The sequence below is a fragment of the Thermodesulfovibrio sp. TK110 genome, assembly GCF_054658355.1.
Genome location: NZ_BAAHNB010000001.1, coordinates 68245 through 90647, shown reverse-complemented (window position 1 = coordinate 90647; position 22403 = coordinate 68245). Strand labels below are relative to the sequence as shown.

Sequence of the window (22403 nt, the reverse complement as noted above, 5' to 3'; positions counted from 1 at the left end):
AAATTGATAGAAAAAAAGGAGGTAAAGATATGACACAGGGAATTGATGTACTACTAAAAGAACAGAGGGCTTTCCCTCCACCCAAGGAGATTTCAGAAAAAGCCTATATTAAAAGCATGGCCGAATATGAGGCAATGTATAAGAGGTCATTGGAAGATCCTGAGGGATTCTGGGCTGAAATTGCAGAGCAGAATATTACATGGTATAAAAAATGGGACAAAGTATTAGATTATGACTTTGATAAGCCATATATTAAGTGGTTTATAAATGGAAAACTCAATGCTTCTTATAACTGCCTTGATCGTAATCTTGATTCTTTGAGAAACAAAGCAGCGATCATCTGGGAAGCTGATGATGGTGAAGTTAAAACTTATACTTACTGGCAACTTTACAGAGAAGTCAATAGATTTGCCAATGTTTTGAAAAAATTGGGAGTGAGAAAGGGTGATAGAGTGGCTGTTTATCTTCCCATGATACCTGAGCTTCCAATTACAATGCTTGCCTGTGCAAGAATTGGAGCAATTCATAGCGTTGTATTTGCCGGATTTTCAGCACAATCCCTGAGAGACAGAATAAATGACTGCGGAGCAAAACTTCTTATTACTGCGAATCAGGGATTAAGAGGAGGAAGAATTGTGCCTCTTAAGGCAAATGCTGATCAGGCTCTGGAAGGAACTCCATCAATAGAAAAAGTAGTTGTTGTGAAGAGAACACCCAATTTTGTTGATATGGATCCCAACAGAGACTTCTGGTGGCATGACCTCATTAATGATCCTGAAATAACTAATTATTGTGAACCAGAAGTAATGGATGCTGAAGACCCGCTCTTTATACTTTACACATCAGGTTCAACAGGAAAACCAAAGGGAGTGCTTCATACAACAGGCGGATACATGGTTTATGTAAATGTGACATTTAAATGGGTATTTGACTATAAACCTGAAGAAACATTTTTCTGCACAGCAGATATTGGCTGGGTAACAGGACACAGCTATATAGTTTACGGTCCACTGAGTGCAGGAGCTACATCACTCATGTTTGAAGGAGTACCAACTTATCCAAATCCAGGAAGATTCTGGGAAATAGTAGAAAAACACAGAGTTAATATATTTTATACAGCACCTACAGCGATCAGGGCTTTAATGAGAGAGGGAGAGCAATGGCCCTACAAATATGACCTTTCAAGTTTAAGAATTCTTGGTACAGTTGGTGAGCCAATTAATCCTGAGGCATGGATTTGGTATTACAAACATGTTGGTAAAGAGCGCTGTCCAATAGTTGATACATGGTGGCAGACAGAGACAGGTGGATTTATGATTACACCTTTGCCAGGAGCAATGACACTCAAACCAGGTTCTGCAACAAGACCTTTCTTTGGAGTTGTTCCAAGAGTGCTCAAAGAAGACGGTTCTCCTGCAGGAGTTAATGAAGGTGGATATCTTGTAATTGAAAAACCATGGCCAGGAATGCTGAGAGGCACATGGGGAGACCCTGAAAACAAAAGAATAAAAGAAGTTTATTTCTCTCGCTTCCCTGGGAAATACTTTACAGGAGATGGTGCAAGAGTAGATGAAGATGGAGATTATTGGCTCATGGGAAGAATTGATGATGTTATAAATGTCTCTGGACATAGAATTGGAACTGCTGAAGTTGAGTCTGCCTTAGTTGCCCATCCCGCAGTTGCAGAGGCAGCAGTCGTTGGTTTTCCTCATGAGATAAAAGGTGAAGGTATTTATGTTTATGTGGTTTTAAAAGAAGGATATGAGCCTTCAAAGGATCTGGAAAAATTATTGATTTCTCATATTAGACAGATGATAGGTCCTATAGCTACACCAGATAAAATCCAGTTTGCAGGAGGACTTCCAAAAACAAGAAGTGGTAAGATAATGAGAAGAATTTTAAGAAAAATAGCTTCTGGTGCTATTGAAGAGCTTGGAGATACCTCAACTCTTGCAGATCCATCTGTAGTAGAGGAATTGGTCATAGGAAGAAAATAATTCTTAAGGGTGAGGGCACCCCAAAAACTCGTAGAGTTTTTGGGGACCCGTGAGGTGCTCCTCACCCTTTTTTATATGTAGAGAAGATCTTGACTACTTAACAGAAACTTTATAAATTTTAACAAGTTTTTCTTTTCCCTTTACTGAAATCTCTCCCAGTTCTTCTACATCAACTGTACCAAAAAAACCAGCAGCAATTTTTTCCTTCAATTTTTTAAATGTAAATTCAGATATGATTATTTCAGAGTTAAACTCCTTATTTAAACCTTCAAGCCTGGATGCCAGATTTACACTATCACCAATTACAGTATAGTCCATCTTTTTACCTTCTGCGCCAATGTTGCCAACCAGAACTTCTCCAGTATTTATTCCAATGCCGATTTTTAATTGAGGTTTTCCTTTTTCATCCCATTTTTTACATAAACTCTGTAATTTTTTTATCATTTCTATGGCACACTGCAGTGCTCTTTCCTCATGATCATTCTGTGGCAATGGTGCTCCCCAGAAAACCATTATAGCATCACCCATGAACTTATCAAGTGTGCCCTCCCATTTAAAAATAATCTCAGCCATATGAGCAAAATATTCATTAAGCAGTTCAACAACCTTTTCAGGAGGAAGTTTTTCAGATAAAGTTGTAAATCCTCTGATGTCAGAGAACAATACAGTAACTTCTCTTCTTTCTCCACCAAGTTTTGCCATTGATGGATTTTTAATAAGTTCATTGACAACTTTTTCTGTCACATAGCTTGAGAATATCTTTTTTATTCTTCTCGCTTCTTTTTCTGAATATGCATACCTCATTGTAATTGTTGTAAGAAAATGAGCAAATAAACTTCCTGAAACATAGATAACAGAAAGCCACGTATTTTTAGTAAATAAATAAAAAGATACAATAAAAACTCCAGACAGCAAACTTAGTAAAACAATCAAACAGTATCCTGCTTTTAGTCTTTGATAGAGAAATATTGCTGAAAATAGTGAAACTAAAATCAATAAAATAACAACATAACTGGAAACAGGAAGAATGCTTTTGCCCTCTATAAGTGAAGCAATTACATTTGCATGTTTTTCCACCCCGGGCAAAGCTGAACTCATTGGAGTCACCCTTAAATCATATATTCCAACAGCAGTGGCACCAATGAGAACAATCCTTCCTTCAAGGTCCTCTTTTTTAACTTTGTTTTCAAGTATGTCAACAATTGAGATATGTCTAAAAGTTCCATTGCCTCCATAGTAAGGGATCAAAATTCTTCCCCATGGATCAGTAGGTATATATCTTTTGCCCAGATAAACTCCCTTTGTTGCATCAATTAGCTGCTTTTCCTGTGGAATACCAAGATACATTGCTGCTGTTTTAAGAGCAAGGGCTGGTATCATATATCCATAGTAGTTAATAAATAAAACTTCCCATCTTATTGTGCCGTCAGGATCAGGAAACATGTTTATATGCCCAAATCCTGCTGCTTGACGGGCAAGAATACTTTCAGGAACAAGAACACTTTTTGATGAAACAGGCTGATATCTGAAAAATCTTTCAGGATTTAAAATAGAAAAAGCTGAACGGGTCCCCAAAAACTCTACGAGTTTTTGGGGTGCCTCTGGGGTTATTTCAGTTTCTTTCGGTACATCTTCTACATCAAAAAAGAAAACAACAGGTAAAATGACATTACCTGCTCTGGATATGCTTTCAGCCAGGACAGGATCATTTTTTTCAGACTCACTGAATATGATGTCTATAGCAATAACTGTAGCTTCATACTCTGAGATTTTATCTATGAGCTTTGCTATTTTATCTCTACTCCAGGGCCATCTTCCCATTTTTTCAAGGGAAGCCTCATCTATTGCAGCAATAACTATGCTTTTCGGAGGATTTTCTTTGCCACGAACATGGAAAAATAAATCATATATTTTCATATCAATGACTTCAAGTGGTTGGGGTTTTATATAAAAAAGAAGCAGAAAAACGACAGCAATAAATAAAGTTGCTATGAGTTCTTTATTTTTAATCTTCATTAAATCTTTATTATTTCTCCTCCTTGAAGAATCTTTATTTTGTAATCAGAGCACTTTTTTAGTTCTTCTTCAATCTGCTTTCTGTAAAAGGGTTTTATATGGGTTATGAAAATTCTTTCAGGTTTATGATGGAAAATCTTTAAATCTTCAAAAACAAGCTCTGCAGTTAAATGCCCTGTTTTTATTGCAAGCTCTTTCATTTTATCTGGAAAAGAAACTTCAATGATTAATGCATTTAATTTTTTATCTGAAAGCTTTTTCCACGAAGTCTTTGCAGGTCCTGTATCTCCTGTATAAAAAAAAGCTTTACCATCTTTTTCAACAAGATAGCCAACTGATGGCACTGTATGACTCATTCTGTAAGCAGTTATTTTATATCCATCTATTAAAATTGGGCTTTCTTCTTTGATTATATTAAGTCTTAAAATGGAGTTCTGAACATTTGGAATAACTGTGAAATCTGGCCATAGTCTGTGATTGAGCAGATGTTTTTTTATGTCATCAAGAACTTCTTTTATGGAATAAATTTTTATGCTTTTTGCACTACCACTTACGATTAAATTATCAGCCAGAAAGGGAATGTCTCTTATATGATCAAGATGAGCATGGGTTATGAATATATGTTCTATTTTCTGCTGGCTTTTGAAATTTAAAGAACCTGTAATTCCTCCTGCATCAAAAAGTATTTTATTGTTTAAAAGAAAAGATGAAAGATGATAGCCTGGCAGATCTGAGCCAGAAGCTCCAAGTACTTTTATTCTCAAAGCTCACCTCACTTTATTTAGTGCTTTCAAAAATGCTTCAACTACAGCTGGATCAAATTGAGTTTTAGCCTTATTTTTCAATTCTTCTATTGCAGTTTCCACACTTAACCCTTTTCTGTATGGTCTGTCTGTTGTCATTGCATCAAATGCATCAGCCACTGCAATAATTCTTGCAATTAGGGGAATCTCCTGTTGTTTAAGTCCTTCAGGATATCCTCTACCATCAAATTTTTCATGATGATATTTTACTCCTGGAATAATATCTTTAAGCTGTTTTACATGTTGAAGTATTTCTGCTCCATAAATTACATGATTCTGAATTATTCTATACTCTTCATCTGTTAATCTTTCAGTCTTAAGTAAAATCGCGTCTCTTATACCAATCTTGCCTATATCATGAAGTATTGCTGCAAGTTTAAGTTTTTCAAGCTCTTCTTTACCAAGTCCCATCTCAACTCCTGTTGCAACAGAATAATCCATAACCCTTTTTGTATGACCTGCTGTATAGGGATCTCTTTTTTCAATTGTATCTGCAAGGGCAAAAACAATCTCATAAAAGGTCTGTTTAAGCTCTTCATAAAGTCTTGCATTTTCTATTGCCACTGCAACCTGACTGCTTAGTGCATTGAGTAACTCCATATCATACTCATTGAAAAACCCGTCTCTTTTATTTATTGCCTGAATCACTCCCAAAAGCCTGTCTTTAATCATTACAGGTAAACAGAGCATTGTTTTTGTAATGAATCCTGATTTTTCATCGCCTCCTTTGAAAAATCTTGGATCATTCTGAACATCATTTATAATGACTGCCTGTTTTTTCTCAGCAACCCATCCAGCAATACCCTGTCCCAGTTTAAGTCTTATTGTTTTTACTTTGTGTGCCTTTTCTCCCAGAGCAACATCAAAATAAAGCTCTTCCGATTCTCTATCAAAAAGCAAAAGACTTGCTGCATCACAATTAACAAGACTCATTATTGCTTCACAGGCTCTTTTTCTTATTTCTTCAATCTCAAGGGATGAATTAATTATGGCTGAAAACTCAAGAAGTGTCTTTAGATGTTCTGAAAAAATTTCTTTTTTCATTAATCCTTATATTTTTCTTTTATTTCAATTATTTTCTCAATATTTTTAAAGAAAACATCAACAATCTCTGGATCAAAGGCTTTTCCTTTCATAACTTCCATATAATTAACTGCCTTATCAATGCTCCATGATTCTCTATCACCTTTATCTGTTGTAAGGGTATCAAAGTTGTCAACAACACTTACGATTCTTGCCCATAAAGATATTTCTTTTCCCTTTTTACCAAAGGGATAACCCTTCCCGTCCCATCTTTCATGGTGTTCAAGAGCTATTATTGCTGCCATTTGAAGTAGTTCACTTTCTTCATCATAAAGAAGTTCATATCCAATTATTGGATGTTTTTTCATTATTTCCCACTCATCAGGCTCAAGCCTGCCAGATTTTTGAAGAATTCTGTCTGGAATTCCAATTTTCCCGATGTCATGCATTGTGGAGGCTAATATTAGTAATTCACATTTTTCCTCATCTATTCCAATTTTTTCTGCAATTAAACCGGAAATAACTCCTACTCTTAAAAAGTGGTGAGGAGTCTCAGGGTCTTTGTATTCTGCTGCTTTTGAAAGTTTTATAAGAGCTTTTTTATGCAGTTCTTTTATTTTTTCGTATAGCATCCTGGTCTCTATTGCTGCTGCAGCAAACTCTGCAATAAGCCTCATTAGCTTAATATCTGTATTGTTGAATTTTCCTGATTTGTTTATTGCCTGATATACACCGATTACCTTACCCTTGGAATCAAAAACTGGAACAGCAAGAATGTTTCTTGTTGTGTATCCTGAGACTCTGTCAATCTCTGGATTAAAAAATTTGCTTTTGTAAGCATTCTCTGTCACATAAGTTTTGCCTGTTTTTACCACATGCCCTGCAATCCCTGAACTCAATGGAATTCTGATTTCCTTTACTCCATGGGCAAATATGGTATAAAGCTCCTTTTTTGGTTCATCTATGATAAAGAGGCTGCAACGGTCAACTTCAATTATATCTTTGGCAAGATTAGAAAGAATCTCAATAAGATTATTCAGTCTCTTCTCTCTTGTTATCTTTGAAGCAGCTTTAAGTAAAACCTCAAGCTTGTCCATCAATCCTCCACAGTAACTCTTAAAACTTCCTCTATGCTCGTTGTTCCTGCCATTATTTTTCTTATTCCCGATTGTCTCAAAGTAAGCATACCCAGTTTCATAGCTTCCTTCTTAATTTCACTGGCAGAAGCACCTGTAAGAATCAATTCTCTAATCTCTTCTCTTATAGGCATCACCTCATAGACTGCTATTCTTCCACGATATCCTGTTTTATTGCACTCATTACATCCCTTTGCTTCATATATTTTTAGTCCATCAAGCCTGTCCTTAGGAAATCCAAGTTTCAATAAAGCATCTTTTGAGTACTTCTGTTCTTTTTTACAGTTCTCACATAGTTTTCTTACAAGCCTCTGGGCTACAATTAAAATCACTGAAGAGGAAATTAAAAAAGGCTCTATCCCCATGTTGACTAATCTTGTAATTGTACTTGGTGCATCGTTTGTATGAAGTGTGCTCAGAACAAGATGTCCTGTCAAAGCTGCTTTTACAGCAATCTCTGCAGTTTCAAAATCTCTTATCTCACCAACCATGATTATATCAGGATCCTGTCTTAAAAAAGACCTCAATACCTGAGCAAATGTCCTTCCTATTTCTTCCTGAACCTGAACCTGTGTGATCCTTGGAAGAGTGTATTCAACAGGATCCTCAACAGTCATAATATTTACCTCTGGTCTGTTTAGCTTCATTAAAGCTGAATATAGTGTAGTGGTTTTTCCAGAACCTGTAGGACCTGTGACAAGTATCATTCCATAGGGCTTTCTGAGAGCCTCAAGAAAAAATTCAAGAGATTCTTCTTCAAAGCCAAGACGGGTAAGGTCAAGCTGAAGAGAGCCTTTTTCAAGAATTCTTAAAACAATCTTTTCTCCGAATATTGATGGAAGTGTTGAAACCCTGAAATCAACCTCTCTTTTGCTGATTTTCATCTTTATTCTTCCATCCTGTGGAAGCCTTTTTTCGGATATATCCAGATTTGACATAATTTTTATTCTTGTAATAAGATTACTTTTTAATTTTGCTGGTAAAGTTAAAACATCATGAAGTACACCATCTATTCTGTATCTTACATATATGTTGTCTTCAAAAGGCTCTATGTGAATATCACTTGCTCTTTTTGAAATTGCATTCAAAATTATCTGATTAACAACTCTTACTAAAGGTCCTTCTGCTTCCGGACGAATTTCCTCCTGAGTCTCTACTAAAGAAGGCTCCTGAGCAACTATTTCAACAAGTTCATGAATATTCTGGGAAGCATAAATATCTGATTCTTCTTCTCCAAAAAATTGATCTATCAGAGTTTTAAAATCTGAATCTTTTCCTATGTAAAAAATTATTCTAAATCCACTTAAAAAAAACTTCAGTTGTTCCAGTGCTATTTCATTGGCAGGATCAGTTGTAAGAACCTTTACAATATTTCCTTCTCTATAAATTGGCAACATCTTATACTTTTTTATTACATCTTCTGGAAGAAGTTTAACTACCAAAGGATCAACTTTATGAGAATCCATTTTAAATACTGGAAATCCATAGAGTTCGCTCATAGACTGCACAAGCTCATCTTCTGTTATATACCCTAACTTTACCAGCGCAGCACCGATTTTTATACCTTCAATTTTTTGAAGTGCCTGAGCATCAATTAGCTGTTTCTCAGAAATTTTACCTTTTCTCAGAAGAAAAGCACCAAGCGGTATTCTTTCTGTTAAAGGTTTTGTTGGCATAATGCTACTATAGCATAGCATAAAAATCATGCTAAAGTGTATACTAATTTATTGATCAGCTTTAATAAAGGAGGAACAGTGGTAAGAGTCAGATTTGCACCAAGTCCTACTGGACATTTACATATTGGAGGAGCAAGAACCGCTCTTTTTAACTGGCTTTTTGCAAGGCATCATAATGGAAAATTTATTTTAAGAATTGAGGACACAGACAGATCTCGTTCTACAGAAGAGTATATTGAATCAATTATAGAAGCATTGAAATGGTTGGGACTCAATTGGGATGAAGGTCCTTTCAGACAGACTGATAGAATGGAAATTTACAGAGCTTATGCCCATAAACTTCTTGAAGAGAGAAAAGCCTATCGTTGCTACTGCACTCCAGAGGAGTTGGAAGAAAGAAGACAGAAGGCAATGAAAGAGGGAAAACCACCAAGATATGACCGACGCTGTAGAGACCTAAAAGAGGTTTTTGATAAACCCTTTGCAATAAGGTTTAAAATGCCTCTTGAAGGTGAAACAGTAGTTAAGGATCTTGTAAAAGGTCCTGTTATATTCAAAAACAGCGAACTTGAAGACCTTGTAATACTTAGAAGTGATGGAACTCCAACATACAACTTCTGCGTTGTTGTTGATGACTATGAAATGAGAATAACTCATGTAATAAGAGGAGAGGATCATCTTAATAACACGCCCAAGCAGATTCATATTTATAATGCCCTTGGAATGAATCCACCAGAGTTTGCCCATATCCCCATGATTCTCGGGAAAGACAGGTCTCGTTTAAGCAAGAGACATGGTGCAACAAGTGTACTTGCTTACAGAGATGAAGGATATCTTGCAGATGCAGTTGTAAACTTTCTTGCCCGTCTTGGATGGTCTCATGGAGATCAGGAAATTTTTACAAAGGAGGAATTGATAAACTATTTTAATTTAGAGCAGGTGGGAAAGGCAAATGCTGTTTTTGATTCAGAAAAACTTCTCTGGTTAAACAGTGAATACATAAAATTAACTTCAGAAGAAAAACTTTTTGAACTTGTTAAGCCGTTTTTAATTAAAGAAGGCTATATAAAACAAGATGAAACCGTTGATTTAAAATGGGTATGCAAAGCTATAAGATCCCTTAAAGAAAGATGCAGAACCCTTAAAGAACTTGCCCATGCAATGAGATACTATTTCCTTGAGTATGTTGAAATTGATCTAAAAGCAAAAGAAAAATACATAAATTCTGAAACCATTCCAATACTTAAAGAAGTTATGGAAAAACTTACTCAACTACAAGATTTTACACAGGATAAAATAGAAAAAATATTTATGGATATTGTTAACGAAAAAGGATTGAAACTTGGTCAGGTTGCACAGCCTGTTAGAGTAGCCATAACAGGCAATACTGTAAGCCCTGGAATATATGAAGTTCTGGAAATTGTTGGAAAGGAAAAAACTCTGAAAAGATTAAGGAGGTTACTGGATGGCTATTGATAAAGAATTACTTGAAATAATAGTCTGTCCAAAATGTAAGGGTGATCTTGTTTATGAAGAGGATAAAGAAAGGCTCGTTTGTAAAAACTGTTCTGTCTACTATCCAGTAAAAGAAGATATTCCAATTCTATTAATTGAAGAAGCTATTCCAGTTAAAAAGGAAAATAAGTTATAATTTTTTATGCCTGAGTTAGAGACAGAATTTCTATCAAAACAGCAAGTAGAAGCTCTTGTAAAAGAGTTAATAGCTGATTTTGTTCGTCAAAACGAGCAAAGAGCAAAGGAACTCTCTATTATTGAAAGAGTCATCAGGGTTGAAGAAGAGCTAAAAGCTCTTAAGGAAATAGAAAATGCAAGATTTGATGCCACGGAAAAAAGATTTGAAGCATTGCAGAGAGAGATGAATGCAAGATTTGATGCCACGGAAAAAAGATTTGAAGCATTGCAGAGAGAGATGAATGCAAGATTTGATGCTATGGAAAAGAGATTAACATTTATGCAGTGGTTTATGGGGATAGGATTTACCTTTATAAGCATTCTCATAGCAATATTTGGCTTAGCTGCAAAATAAATCACCTGAGCATCTTCAGCAATTCTTCATAAGATATAGTTTTTACTCCTAACTGCTTTGCTTTCGCAAGTTTACTTCCTGGCTCTTCACCTACCACAACATAGTCAGTATTTTTTGATACAGAAGATGAGACTTTCCCTCCTGCTTTTTCAATCATATCCTGAACTTCATATCTTGGCTTTGGAAGACTGCCTGTGATAACAAAGGTAAGTCCTTTAAGTGGTAATGGTTTTTCTTTTTCCTGATAATCTGGATTTTCTATGGTTAAGCCTAACCTTTTAAGTTCTTCTATTGCTTTAAGATTTTCTTCATTATTGAAAAACTGTTCAATTGCTCTTGCTGTTTTTTCTCCTATCTGAGGAATCTCAATGAGTTGTTCCATTTTAACAGAATAAATGTCTTCAAGTCTTTTAAAATTCTGGGCAAGAAGTTTAGCTGCATACTCACCAACCTGACTTATTCCAAGCGCATAAAGAAATCTTGCCAGAGTTGTCTTTTTGCTCCGTTCAACTGCCTCAATAAGCTTTTTTGATGAAAGCTCTGCAAAACCTGGAAGTCTTTTAATGTCTTCCTGTCTGAGTTTATATAAATCAACAAAACTTTTTATAAAACCTCTATCATGAAGAAGCTCAACTGTTTTATCTCCCAAGCCTTCTATATTCATTGCTCTACGGGAGGCAAAATGTTTGATCCGTTCTTCTACCTGCGCAGGACAGTTAAAGTTAATGCATTTTAAAGCAACTTCCCCTGGTTCTCTCACAGTTTTTGAACCACATACTGGACAGTGCTCAGGAATCTGAGGTAGGTGCTCCTTACCTGTTCTTCTATCAACAACAACACCAATTATATGAGGAATTACTTCTCCAGCCCTTTCCACAATTACATAATCTCCGATTCTTATATCCTTTCTTTTTACTTCATCCCAGTTATGAAGTGTTGATCTTGAAACTGTAACTCCACCAATTCTAACAGGTTCAAGGATTGCAACTGGTGTTATAACACCAGTCCTTCCAACACTTGCAATAATATCTTTCAGTTTTGTAATTCCCTGATGAGCAGGATATTTATAAGCAATTGCCCATCTTGGTTCACGGGTTTTTGCACCAAGCCGTCTTTGAAGTTCAAAACTATTAACCTTAACAACAGCTCCGTCTGTTTCAAAAGGATATGTTGCTCTCAACTGCTCAATTTCTTTGATTGCCTCTATGACTTCATCAATTCCTTTTGCTACCTTTACATAGGCAGGAACAGGAAATCTTGCTTTTTTTAGCCATTCAATAAACTCAGCCTGAGTTTTAAATTCTATACCTTCATAGTATCCTACACCATAACATGCCATATGAAGTCTTCTACTCGCTGTGATTGAGGGATCCAGTTGCCGCACTGAACCAGAAGCTGCGTTTCTTGGATTGGCAAAAACTGGCTCTCCTTTTTCCTCCCTTTCTCTATTTATTCTCTCAAATTCATCAATGTTCATATAAACTTCGCCACGAATATCAATCTCTTCTGGACACTGCACTCCTTCAATTTTAAGTGGAATTGACTTTATTGTCTTAATGTTCTGTGTTATATCCTCACCAACATAGCCATCTCCCCTGGTTGATGCTTTATATAAAAATCCATTTTTATAGGAAAGCTCTACTGCCAGTCCATCATATTTTGGCTCTACTGTGTATTCAACAGGCTCATTGCTTCCAAGAAGCCTTTTTACTCTTGAATCAAACTCTCTTAACTCCTCAATTGAAAAGGCATTATCAAGTGAAAGCATAGGTTCACGGTGTTTAAGTTTTTCAAACTTTTCAGACGGTGCTGCCCCTACTCTCTGAGTGGGTGAGTCAGGTAGAATATATCCCCATTTTTCTTCAAGCTCCTTAAGCCTTCTTAGCATCTGGTCATACTCTTCATCTGATATAACAGGACTATCAAGAACATAGTAACGGTAGTTATGATAGTTTATCTCCTTAACAAGCCTTTCTATCTGCATTTTTACATCCTCTGGAATCTCTCTCATTACATAACCTCTGATAAAAATTTTAATGCTTCTTCTGTTGCCTTTATTTTATTTGAGAGTCTATCACCTGTAAGATTGAGTTCCTTAACATAAACCCTTTCTGGTGTTGAAACAGCAATATAGATTAATCCCTTTGGCTTACCTTCCATTGTATCAGGACCAAGATTTCCTGTTGTAGCAATTGAATAGTCTGAGTGAGTAATTGACCTGACTGCTTTTGCCATTGCCTCTGCCATTTCTCTGGAAATAACTCCGTATTTAAAAGTTTCATCAGAAATTTTTAAAATTCTCTTTTTCATCTCTGTTGCATAAACTACAAAGCCTGCAACAAAAACTTTACTTGCCCCTGGAATGTCTGTTATTGAGGATGCAATTAGACCTCCTGTGCAGGATTCAGCAATTGAAAAGGTTTTTTGTTTTTCTGTGAATTTTTTAACAATATTAAAAGCGATGACATTTAAAGAATTCATAAAGAAATTATACCAGAAAATAAGGCATGATCATGAAAATTTAAAAGGAGGGGGATGCCCTCCTTTTAAAATATTGTTTTTTTATCAAGCGCCTTTTCGTTTTTCTCCAAGTTCTATGTAGCTTCCACCAAAGTAAGTGTAAATCAAATCTCCTGCATCAATAAGCTCTCTTATTGCTGCCTTTGTCTCAGCATCAGGAATACCCTGTTGTCTGAAATGTTTTATTACGTCTGCTTGTTTGTATTTCTTCTTTCCTGCTGATTGTTCAATTAGTTGATAGATTGCTTTTTTGAGTTCCTCTTTATCCATTTAAAATCACACTCCTTTCAGAGATATTAAAAGGAGGGCATATATCTGCCCTCCTTTCTTCATTATTTAACCCACTTAAACTGAGTTGCAGTTCTGAATGTCTTGAATGCATATGTCCAGTCGTCAATATGCTGGAATGTGAATGGTAAGCCGGTAACTGCGAAGAATTTCTCCCAGCCAATTCTTTCAATCCATTCACCCACTCTCTCATGCTTCTTTGCGCCAGCAATATAGGCATCAAAAATCTTCCTTGTCGCCTTTACTACTTCAGGCCATCTTGGTGGATTATTTGGTAGATAGGCAACGGCAAGCTTTGAGAACATTGGTGGCTTTCTCAAGTTACCAACCTTTCCACCAACCACTATTGCAACACCATCATTCTCTGGATCTGCAATAGGAAGTGCTGGACAGACTGAGAAACAGTTTCCACAGTACATGCACTTTTCTGGATTGATTTTTACTGATTTCTTTGCTGGATCCGGTGTTATTGCTGCTGTTGGACATGCAGCCATTGTTGTTGGAAGCTCACAGAGATTTTTGAAGTTTTCATGGTCAATTCTTGGAAGCTTTCTGTGAATTCCAACATAAGCTATATCTGAACAATGAACTGCACCACACATATTAGTACAGCAGGCAACAGCAAATCTAACTTTATTAGGAGTTTCTTTTGTAGTAAAGTAATCAGCAAATTCATCCATTATTACTTTAACTAAAGAAGAGGCATCAACAGCTGCTGAATGGCAGTGAATCCATCCCTGTGTATGCACAATATTACTTACTCTTGAGCCGATTCCACCAATCATAAATTTCTTTGCTGCAAGCTCATCCATTAATGGCTTTACTTTGCTTTCATCGGATACCAAAAACTCTATATTGTTTCTTGTAGTAAATCTTAAATAACCATCACAGTATTTCTCTGCGATCTCTGCGATTTCTCTCAGTGTATCAGTGCTCAGAAGTCTTGGGGATGCTACTCTTACTGTCCAGATTTTATCACCAGAATTAGCTATATGGACCATTAAACCAGGGCTTAATATTTCATGGGTTTTCCAGTCTCCATAGTTTTTCTGGATTACTGGTGGTAAAAAGTTTTTGTAATGAGGTGGTCCTATATCTGTTTTCCTTTGCTTTACATCTACTACATCAGGAATTACATAAGGCATAATTCTTACCTCCTTTTTTTATTGTTATTTTAAATATTCTTCCCATGGTTTCTTCTGAAGATCTTCTTCAGTCCAGAACCAGAATGGATCATTTCTTGGCTCTTTAACCATTTCAGGTGTTGGTTCAAGCCCGCAAACTTCAAGGAACTCTCTCATTCCACGACGGAGTATCAATTCTCCAATTCTTTCTCTGTTCTTTCCATATTCATTCCACCAATCCCACATCTTTCTGATAAGATCCTTTAGTTCCTCATAAGGTGGCTTCATTTCCATAAATGGAACAATTACCCAAGAAAGAGTTGCACCAATAACAAATGGTGCTTTTGCACCTATGAGAAGGGTTGCTCCTTTTTCTCCTGTTGGTTTTAATGCATGTGGCATCCTTGTAATGCAGTGCATACAACGTAAACAATCTGCATTGTTTATTGTAAGTGTATTACCATCCCAGCTTATACACTTTCCAGGGCACATATTTACAATTTCTTCCTGGATATTCATACCCTTCTTCACATAATCCTTGACTGCATCCTGATCAATTGCTATACTTCCTTTCCATGTTCCGATTATTGAAAGGTCTGCACGAGCTATTGAAGCATTGCAATCAACAGGACATCCCACTGTTTTAATCTTGAACTTATATGGGAACTGAGGTCTATGAAGTTCATCCTGGAACTCTTGAGTTAAATCATAGGTAATATCAAGTGTATCAATCATTGACCATTCACATCTTGCTGGACCAACACAGCAGCTTGGTGTTCTCAGTGCAGAGCCTGAACCACCAAGATCAAAACCGTTCAGACTCAATATTGTTGCAATTGGCTCAAGATTATCTGTTGTTGTACCAAGCAATACCATATCACCTGTTGAACCATGAAAGTTTGTTAATCCACTTCCATATTTGTCCCAGAGATCGCAGATAAATTTAATAGTTTCCGAAGTGTAAAAAAGTCCTGTTGGCTGGTTTATACGTACTGTGTGGAAGTGGGCAACACCAGGAAACTCATCAGCTAACTGGGAGTACCTTCCAATAACACCTCCTCCGTATCCTCTTACACCAACGATTCCACCATGCTTCCAGTAAGTTACCTTGTCTCTCAGGCTTTTTTCTAACTGACCAAGCTCATCAGCAGCCATTGGATTCTTGGCAGCTGCCTTTTTGATTTCCGTAACAAAGCTCGGGAAAGGACCTTTTTCAAGCTCATCCAATAAAGGTGTGTCATACTTCTTTGTCATAGTTTCCTCCTGCTTTAAGATTTTTTAAATTATACCATAAAAAATAGTGTCTATCAACAGTAAAACAGTTGTATTTTTTTCGTCAAATAAAAAAATTTTATGTCCACATTAAAGCTTTTAAATAAAAAATAAGCTAAAATATTTTAATGCGGATAAAAAGGATTGAACTTAACGGATTTAAATCTTTCCCTGAAAAAACCAGCATAGAGCTTAATGAAGGAATAACCTGCTTTGTTGGACCAAATGGAGCAGGAAAGAGCAATATTGTTGATGCCTTCAGATGGGTACTTGGCGAGCATAATCCCAGGATTCTTCGCGGTGAAAAAATGGAAGAAGTCATATTCCAGGGCTCTCAATCAAAAAAGGAAAAGGGTATTGCTGAAGTAACAATTCTATTAAAGTCTCTGAGAGAACCAGAAAATGGAGGAGAACCTGAGACAGAATTAATTGAAATAAAGAGAAGATTTTACAAAACAGGAGAATCCTACTTCATCATCAATGGTAAACAGGCAAGACTTAAAGACATAAAAGAAATACTCCTTTCACAGGGAGTTGATATAAGAACTTACTCAATAATTGATCAGATTAAAATTAATGAGATTTTATCAAAACCTTCACATAGAAAAGCTCTCATGGAAGAATGTGCTGGAATTTCATTGTACAAACTGAAAAAAAATGAATCAGAAGGAAAGCTTCAATCAGCTCTGGAAAATCTGCAAAGAATTGAAGACATTATCAGTGAGCTAAAAAAACAGTACTCTTTACTTGAAAAGCAGGCTAAAAAAGCTGAAAAGTACAAAAAAATCATGGAAGAATTAAAAAATCTTGAATTAAAACTCTCTAAAGCTGAAACTCTTATTCTTCTTGACAAAATTAAAAGACTTCAAGAAGATATTCAAATTCTTGAAAATAAACAGGCAGAATTAAAAGAAGAAAATGGAAAAATCATAGAGAGAATTAAGGCACAAAAAAATAAAATCTCCCATATTGAAACTATAATACAGGAAAGGGAAAAAGAGCTAAGGCAAAAGGAAATAGAAAAGACAAAAGCAGAAACTCAACAAACACTCATATTTCAGGAAGAAAGAAATAAGAAAGAATTAATAAACAAACTTAATGAAGAAAACTCTGCTTTAAAACTGGAGATAGAAAAATATCTGAATGATTTAAAAGTTACTTCTACTGAATATGAAGAAATTGAGGAAAATATTGCCAATCTTCAAAAAGAAATCCTTGAAAAAGAACAGGAAGCGATGAAGTTCTACAAAGAAATAAATGAAATTGAAAAAGAGCTTGAAAAAAGAAGAAAAATCCTTTTTAATCTTACCACTGAACTGGCAAATAAGAAAAACCATCATCAATCATTAAAAAAATCCTGTGAAAATGCTCAAAACAGATTAAACTCCCTTTATATCCGAAAAAAAGAAATAATGCAAAAGATAAATCAGATGGAAACAGAAATTCAAAAAATGCAGGAAAATATCAAAAAATTAAGAGAAAATCTGGAATCAGAACATAATGAAAACAACATTATTCAAAATCAACTTTCTCAAATAGAAAACCAGCTGGAAACAAAAACTCAGCTAATAATTGAAAAAAAGAAAAGAGAAGCAGTAATAAATGGAAAAATTGAAGCCATTTCATCAGAAATATGGCAGGAGGACAAAAACTACAAACTCTTCTTTGAATGCATTGATGTAGCAAGAGAAGTGGAAGAATTAATTGAAACTGTCCTGGAAGAAAAGCTTAAAGCATCAGTAGTAGAAGACATTGAAACAATTAAAGATTCTAAACATAGGGGATGGTTTTTCTTAAAAAGTGAAGAAACTTTGCATTTCACTCAGAATAACGATAAAGAACCTGAGAATAACAAAAAAATTAAAAACTTCATAAAAATAAAAGAACCTGGAATTCACGAAAATATTTTTGAAAATGTTTATATTGTAGAAAATCTTAAAGAAGCAATGGAAATAAGGAAAGAATTCCCTCATTACTGCTTTGTGACCAGAGAAGGTGAAGTGATTTATCCTGATGGATTTATAAAAACGGGCAAAACATTAAATCTTCTTAAAAAGAAAAGAATGCTTGAAGATTTGAACAGAGAAAAGGCTGAAATATCAAAGGAAATTGAATATTTACAACAGGAAATTGAAAAAATACAAGCTACAAAACAGGAGCTTAAAAGAGAAATTGAAAGCAAAAAACTCCAGATTTCTCAAATACAAAAGGAAATTTTCAAAGCTGAAGAAAAATATAAAACTCTTAACAGGGAAATGGAACAGACAAAGCAAAGAGCAAAATACATGGAAAATGAAGAAAAAGCTCTGCAAAATGAGATATTTCATAATACAAAGCTTATTGAAAAAACCCAATCTGAAATTGAGCAACTAAGTTTTGAAATTGAAGATTTAGAAACAAAGATTGATGAATTGAAAATTAAGCAAAGGGAGATATCCCTTAAAAATGAAAGCAGGAAAGAAGAGCTTTCTAATAAAAAAATCATGCTTTCCACATTAAAGGAAAGATATAATAATAAAAAACAGGAAATAAACAGACTAAATGAAGAGATTAAAAAAACTTCATTGAAAAAGCAGAAAAATGAAGAAGATATTAAACAGAGCCTGATAAGAATATCTCAGATTGAAAAGGAAAAAGCAGAGATATTTAAAAAAATTGAAATACTCGCTCTTCATACTCTCAATCTGAAAGAACAAAGAGAAAATCTTAATACAGAGCTTCAGAATGAAAAAAACTCTTTAACAGAGCTGGAAAAAAATTATCAGAGCATAAATGAAAAATTACAAAACATCACAGCAGAAATCGGAGAGAAAAAAACCATTGAAGGAGAGAAAAAATTGAAGCTTGAAAATCTATGGAATGAGATTTACAACATTTATGGCGTTGACATAATTAAAGAAAACATAGAACCAGCACAAGAAACGGAGACATTTAAAACACGCATAAATCAGCTTAAAAATCAGTTGAAAGAAGTTGGACCTGTTGATATTGAAATCTTGAAGGAATATGAAGATGTTAAGGAAAGATATAACTTTTTAATTACTCAGAAACAGGATATTATAACATCTATAGAAGAGTTACAGGAAGCAATAAAGCGAATTAACTCTCTCACAAGAAAGAAATTAAGAGAAACATTCAATCTTTTAAAAGACAGATTTAACAGCATTTTCAATGAAGTTTTTGAAGGAGGAAAAGCTGAAATTATTCTCACTGACGAAAACAATATTCTTGAGTCAGAAATAGAAATGCAGGTTCAACCCCCTGGTAAAAAAACAGGAAACATAAATCTCCTTTCAGGAGGGGAGAAAACACTTACTGCCTTAGCATTCATCTTTGCCTGTTTGAGTATTCGTCCATCTCCTGTATGCATACTTGATGAAGTGGACGCTCCGCTTGATGATGTAAATACGCTTAGACTGAGAAAACTGATAAAAGATTTAAGCAGGGACACACAATTTCTCATCATAACGCACAATAAGCTCATGATGGAAATTGCCGATTACATATATGGTGTTACAATGCAGGAGGAAGGTGTATCAACAGTAATTTCCATAGAATTAAAAGATGCAGAGGTATATGCATGAAAGATTTAAAATTGCTTGAAGGAATTGAAATATCAGATGAAAAAGAAGACCTTATATGCTATAGCTATGATGCTTCCTATGCAAAGGGAGTAATTCCAGAGTTTGTGGCATGGACAAAAAGCACTGAAGAAATTGTAAAAGTTGTAAAATGGGCAACAAATAGAGGATTAAAAATACTGCCAAGAGGTGCTGGAACAGGCATGGCAGGAGGTGCTATTCCTGTTAATTCAAGAACTATTGTAATCAGCCTTGAAAGAATGAGAGAAGTTCTGGAAATAAATCCAAAAAATTTTACTGCCACTGCTGAGCCAGGAGTTATAAACGGAGAGCTTCAGAAAGAACTTATGATTTATGGACTTTTTTATCCACCAGATCCTGCATCCCTTGATTACTGCACTATTGGAGGAAATGTGGCAACAAATGCTGGTGGACCAAGAGCAATAAAATATGGAGTTACAAGAAACTACTGTTTAGCTCTTGAGGTTGTTCTTTCAACTGGAGCTGTTCTTACCTTAGGTGGAAAAACTTTCAAGAGAGTTACAGGATATGAATTAAAAGAACTTTTCATTGGATCAGAGGGAACACTTGGAATAATTTCAAAGGTGACTGTCAGGGTCTTACCCCAACCAGAAGAAGTAATCACCCTTCTTATAAGTTTTGACTCAGTAGAGTCTGCTGGAGAAGCTGTGCCAAAAATCATTGGTTCAGGAATTATTCCAAGAACCCTTGAGTTTCTTGATAGCTCTTGTTTAAGTTTAATTGAAAAAAATTATGAACTCGGACTCCCCACAAATGTAGAAGCAATGCTTCTTGTTGAGCTTGATGGAGAGATAACTTCTATTAAAAGGCAGGGTGAAAAAATTGTTGACATTGTACGAAAACTCAATGGACAGGCTAAGATTGCCACAGATTACTACTCAAGGGAAAATTTATGGAAAGCTCGCAGAAGCATTTCACCATGTATTTTGAAGATGAAGGATAAAGAAAAGATAAACATTGATATTGCTGTTCCATTAGACTGTCTTTCAAAAACATTTGTAAAGTTAAATCAGCTTTCAAATGAATCAGATATTCCCATTATCTCCTTTGGACATGCTGGAGATGGCAATATTCATGTAAACATTCTTACGGAAAGGGATAATGAAGAGGAAAAAAAACAGGGCTTTGAAATTGTTAAAAAAATTTTTGAATTCACAGTGAGTATTGGTGGAGCTATTTCAGGAGAGCATGGAATTGGGATAACAAAAAAGCCCTATATGAATATTCAGTTAGAAAAAAAACAGATTGAGCTGATGCAGGCTATAAAAAGAGCTTTTGATCCTAAAGGATTTATGAATCCAGGAAAGATTTTCTAAATATCCGCTCAAGAATACCATCAAGCTCATCAAGGGAGTTGTAAAATATTTGTAGTTTACCTTTTTTGCCTTTATGTAAAATTTTAACTTTATAGCCAAGTTCTGAAGTAAGTTTGTTCTCAAGGTCTGCTATTTCTGGAAGAATCTTCTTAGGAGGTTTTTGTTTATCTATTTTTTTTACAAGCTCCTCAGTTTGTCTTACAGACAATGACTTTTTTATAATCATATTCGCAAGCTCTATCTGTTTTTGAGGGTCTTCAACTGACAGAATTGCCTTTGCATGTCCCATTGTTATTGTTCCGTTTTTAAGATACTGTCTTACTTCATCAGGAAGTTTAAGAATTCTTAAATAGTTTGCAATTGTAGCTCTGTCTTTCCCAACTCTTTTTGAAAGCTCCTCCTGTGTGATATTGAACTCTTTAAGAAGCCTTTCAAAAGCAGAAGCTGTTTCAACAGGATCAAGGTCTTCTCTCTGAATATTTTCAATCAAAGCAATTTCTATGGCTTCCAAAGTAGAAACATCTTTTATAACTGCTGGAATTTTTTCAAGCCCTGCAAGCTTTGCTGCTCTCCATCTTCTCTCTCCAGCAATTATTCTGAAACTTCCATCACCAACACGGGATACAACTATTGGCTGAATAATTCCTTTTTCTTTGATAGATTGGGCAAGCTCTTTTAAAGCTTCTTCATTAAAATCTGTTCTTGGTTGAGACTCACCTGGTATTATTCGCTCTATCTCAATTTCAAGAAGTGTTTCTTCTTTTTTTGGAATTAAAGCATCTAGTCCTTTACCGAGTGCTTTCTTCATTTAAAAACTCCATAGCAAAACTTAAATAACTCTGTGAACCTTTTGATTTTATATCATAAAAAACAGCAGGCTTTCCATGACTTGGAGCCTCTGCCAGCGTCACATTTCTTGGTATTATTGTATTATAAACTTTTTTACCAAAAAAGCGTCTTACCTCTTCAGCAACCTGTCTTGAAAGAGTATTTCTAACATCAAACATGGTAAGTAAAATGCCTTCAATTTCAAGCCCTGGATTTAGTTTGGCTTTTACAAGTTCCACTGTCCTCATAAGTAATCCAAGTCCTTCAAGAGCATAATACTCACATTGGACTGGAATTAAAAGTGAATTAGCTGCAACAAGGCAGTTAAGTGTTAATAATCCCAGGGATGGAGGTGCATCAATAAAAATGTAGTCAAAATCTGAAGTGATTGAAATTAAAGCATTTTTTAAGATAAACTCTCTGTCAGGTTTCTGAACAAGCTCTACTTCAACTCCCACAAGGTCTATTGTTGATGGAATTATCCAGAGATTTTCAAAGGCTGTGCTTAGTTTTGCCCTCTCTGCAGGATTTGAATTAATGTATAAGTCATAAAGGCTTAAATTAAGTTTCTGTCTTTCTATTCCTACCCCTGTAGTAAGATTTCCCTGAGGGTCTGAATCAACTAAAAGAACTTTTTTGCCCTCAATACTAAGACAGGCACCCAGATTTAAAGCTGTAGTAGTCTTTCCAACTCCGCCTTTCTGATTTGCTATTGCTATTATTTTACCCACTTT

Annotated in this window: 18 protein-coding genes; 6 read left to right on the top strand and 12 right to left on the bottom strand. The window is 35.3% G+C overall.

Annotated features, from left to right (window positions below):
- Nucleotides 1-29: 29 nt before the first annotated feature.
- Nucleotides 30-1997, top strand: a complete 1968-nt coding sequence (acs, locus tag ACYQ3X_RS00490; protein ID WP_460179883.1) for an acetate--CoA ligase — start codon at nucleotides 30-32, stop codon at nucleotides 1995-1997.
- Between the two features lie 93 nt (nucleotides 1998-2090).
- Here the strand turns inward: acs and ACYQ3X_RS00485 are convergent, their stop codons facing one another.
- The 5 genes from ACYQ3X_RS00485 to pilB are packed head-to-tail and all read right to left on the bottom strand — an operon-like array spanning nucleotide 2091 to nucleotide 8672.
- Nucleotides 2091-4013, bottom strand: coding sequence for a CHASE2 domain-containing protein (locus ACYQ3X_RS00485; protein WP_460179882.1), 1923 nt, complete (start codon nucleotides 4011-4013; stop codon nucleotides 2091-2093).
- A complete protein-coding gene (locus tag ACYQ3X_RS00480; protein ID WP_460179881.1) occupies nucleotides 4013-4777 on the bottom strand; it encodes a 3',5'-cyclic-nucleotide phosphodiesterase in 765 nt (254 codons plus the stop codon). Before ACYQ3X_RS00480 ends, ACYQ3X_RS00485 begins: the two co-directional genes overlap by 1 nt.
- A 3-nt stretch (nucleotides 4778-4780) precedes the next feature.
- On the bottom strand, nucleotides 4781-5860 hold the full coding sequence (locus tag ACYQ3X_RS00475) for an HD domain-containing phosphohydrolase (RefSeq protein ID WP_460179880.1): 1080 nt from the start codon (nucleotides 5858-5860) through the stop codon (nucleotides 4781-4783).
- Nucleotides 5860-6936: an HD domain-containing phosphohydrolase gene (locus tag ACYQ3X_RS00470; RefSeq protein WP_460179879.1), complete on the bottom strand. Its 1077-nt coding sequence runs from the start codon at nucleotides 6934-6936 to the stop codon at nucleotides 5860-5862. The genes ACYQ3X_RS00475 and ACYQ3X_RS00470 overlap by 1 nt, the downstream gene beginning before the upstream one ends.
- Nucleotides 6936-8672 (bottom strand): type IV-A pilus assembly ATPase PilB, encoded by a 1737-nt coding sequence (gene pilB, locus ACYQ3X_RS00465; protein ID WP_460179878.1) that lies wholly within the window; start codon nucleotides 8670-8672, stop codon nucleotides 6936-6938. The genes ACYQ3X_RS00470 and pilB overlap by 1 nt, the downstream gene beginning before the upstream one ends.
- A 57-nt stretch (nucleotides 8673-8729) precedes the next feature.
- Between pilB and gltX the strand changes: the two genes are divergently transcribed.
- From gltX to ACYQ3X_RS00450, 3 genes are read left to right on the top strand one after another with little or no spacing between them, the layout of a single operon-like run.
- Nucleotides 8730-10127 (top strand): glutamate--tRNA ligase, encoded by a 1398-nt coding sequence (gltX, locus tag ACYQ3X_RS00460; protein ID WP_460179877.1) that lies wholly within the window; start codon nucleotides 8730-8732, stop codon nucleotides 10125-10127.
- Entirely contained in the window at nucleotides 10117-10302 is a 186-nt protein-coding gene (locus ACYQ3X_RS00455; protein ID WP_460179876.1) for a Trm112 family protein, read from the top strand. The genes gltX and ACYQ3X_RS00455 overlap by 11 nt, the downstream gene beginning before the upstream one ends.
- A 6-nt stretch (nucleotides 10303-10308) precedes the next feature.
- Entirely contained in the window at nucleotides 10309-10698 is a 390-nt protein-coding gene (locus ACYQ3X_RS00450; protein WP_460179875.1) for a hypothetical protein, read from the top strand.
- 1 nt (nucleotide 10699) lies between these two features.
- Here ACYQ3X_RS00450 and ligA read toward each other — a convergent pair whose 3' ends face one another.
- The 5 genes from ligA to dsrA all read right to left on the bottom strand — a co-directional run bounded on the left by ligA (nucleotide 10700) and on the right by dsrA (nucleotide 15884).
- Nucleotides 10700-12709 carry an NAD-dependent DNA ligase LigA gene (ligA, locus tag ACYQ3X_RS00445; protein WP_460179874.1) on the bottom strand — a complete coding sequence of 670 codons (2010 nt, stop codon included), beginning with the start codon at nucleotides 12707-12709 and terminating at the stop codon, nucleotides 10700-10702.
- Nucleotides 12709-13179: a CinA family protein gene (locus ACYQ3X_RS00440; RefSeq protein ID WP_460179873.1), complete on the bottom strand. Its 471-nt coding sequence runs from the start codon at nucleotides 13177-13179 to the stop codon at nucleotides 12709-12711. The genes ligA and ACYQ3X_RS00440 overlap by 1 nt, the downstream gene beginning before the upstream one ends.
- 84 nt (nucleotides 13180-13263) lie before the next feature.
- On the bottom strand, nucleotides 13264-13488 hold the full coding sequence (locus ACYQ3X_RS00435) for a hypothetical protein (protein ID WP_059175930.1): 225 nt from the start codon (nucleotides 13486-13488) through the stop codon (nucleotides 13264-13266).
- A 62-nt stretch (nucleotides 13489-13550) separates the two neighbouring features.
- Nucleotides 13551-14651: a dissimilatory-type sulfite reductase subunit beta gene (gene dsrB, locus ACYQ3X_RS00430; protein WP_460179872.1), complete on the bottom strand. Its 1101-nt coding sequence runs from the start codon at nucleotides 14649-14651 to the stop codon at nucleotides 13551-13553.
- Nucleotides 14652-14675: 24 nt separating this feature from the next.
- Entirely contained in the window at nucleotides 14676-15884 is a 1209-nt protein-coding gene (gene dsrA, locus ACYQ3X_RS00425) for a dissimilatory-type sulfite reductase subunit alpha (RefSeq protein ID WP_460179871.1), read from the bottom strand.
- Between the two features lie 146 nt (nucleotides 15885-16030).
- Here dsrA and smc point away from each other — a divergent pair, with 146 nt between their 5' ends.
- Nucleotides 16031-19486, top strand: a complete 3456-nt coding sequence (smc, locus tag ACYQ3X_RS00420; protein ID WP_460179870.1) for a chromosome segregation protein SMC — start codon at nucleotides 16031-16033, stop codon at nucleotides 19484-19486.
- On the top strand, nucleotides 19483-20841 hold the full coding sequence (locus tag ACYQ3X_RS00415; RefSeq protein WP_460179869.1) for an FAD-binding oxidoreductase: 1359 nt from the start codon (nucleotides 19483-19485) through the stop codon (nucleotides 20839-20841). The genes smc and ACYQ3X_RS00415 overlap by 4 nt, the downstream gene beginning before the upstream one ends.
- On the opposite strand, the gene ACYQ3X_RS00410 is transcribed toward ACYQ3X_RS00415, so the two are convergent.
- On the bottom strand, nucleotides 20816-21649 hold the full coding sequence (locus ACYQ3X_RS00410; protein WP_460179868.1) for a ParB/RepB/Spo0J family partition protein: 834 nt from the start codon (nucleotides 21647-21649) through the stop codon (nucleotides 20816-20818). The genes ACYQ3X_RS00415 and ACYQ3X_RS00410 overlap by 26 nt on opposite strands.
- Nucleotides 21630-22400: a ParA family protein gene (locus ACYQ3X_RS00405; protein WP_460179867.1), complete on the bottom strand. Its 771-nt coding sequence runs from the start codon at nucleotides 22398-22400 to the stop codon at nucleotides 21630-21632. Before ACYQ3X_RS00405 ends, ACYQ3X_RS00410 begins: the two co-directional genes overlap by 20 nt.
- Nucleotides 22401-22403: the final 3 nt, after the last annotated feature.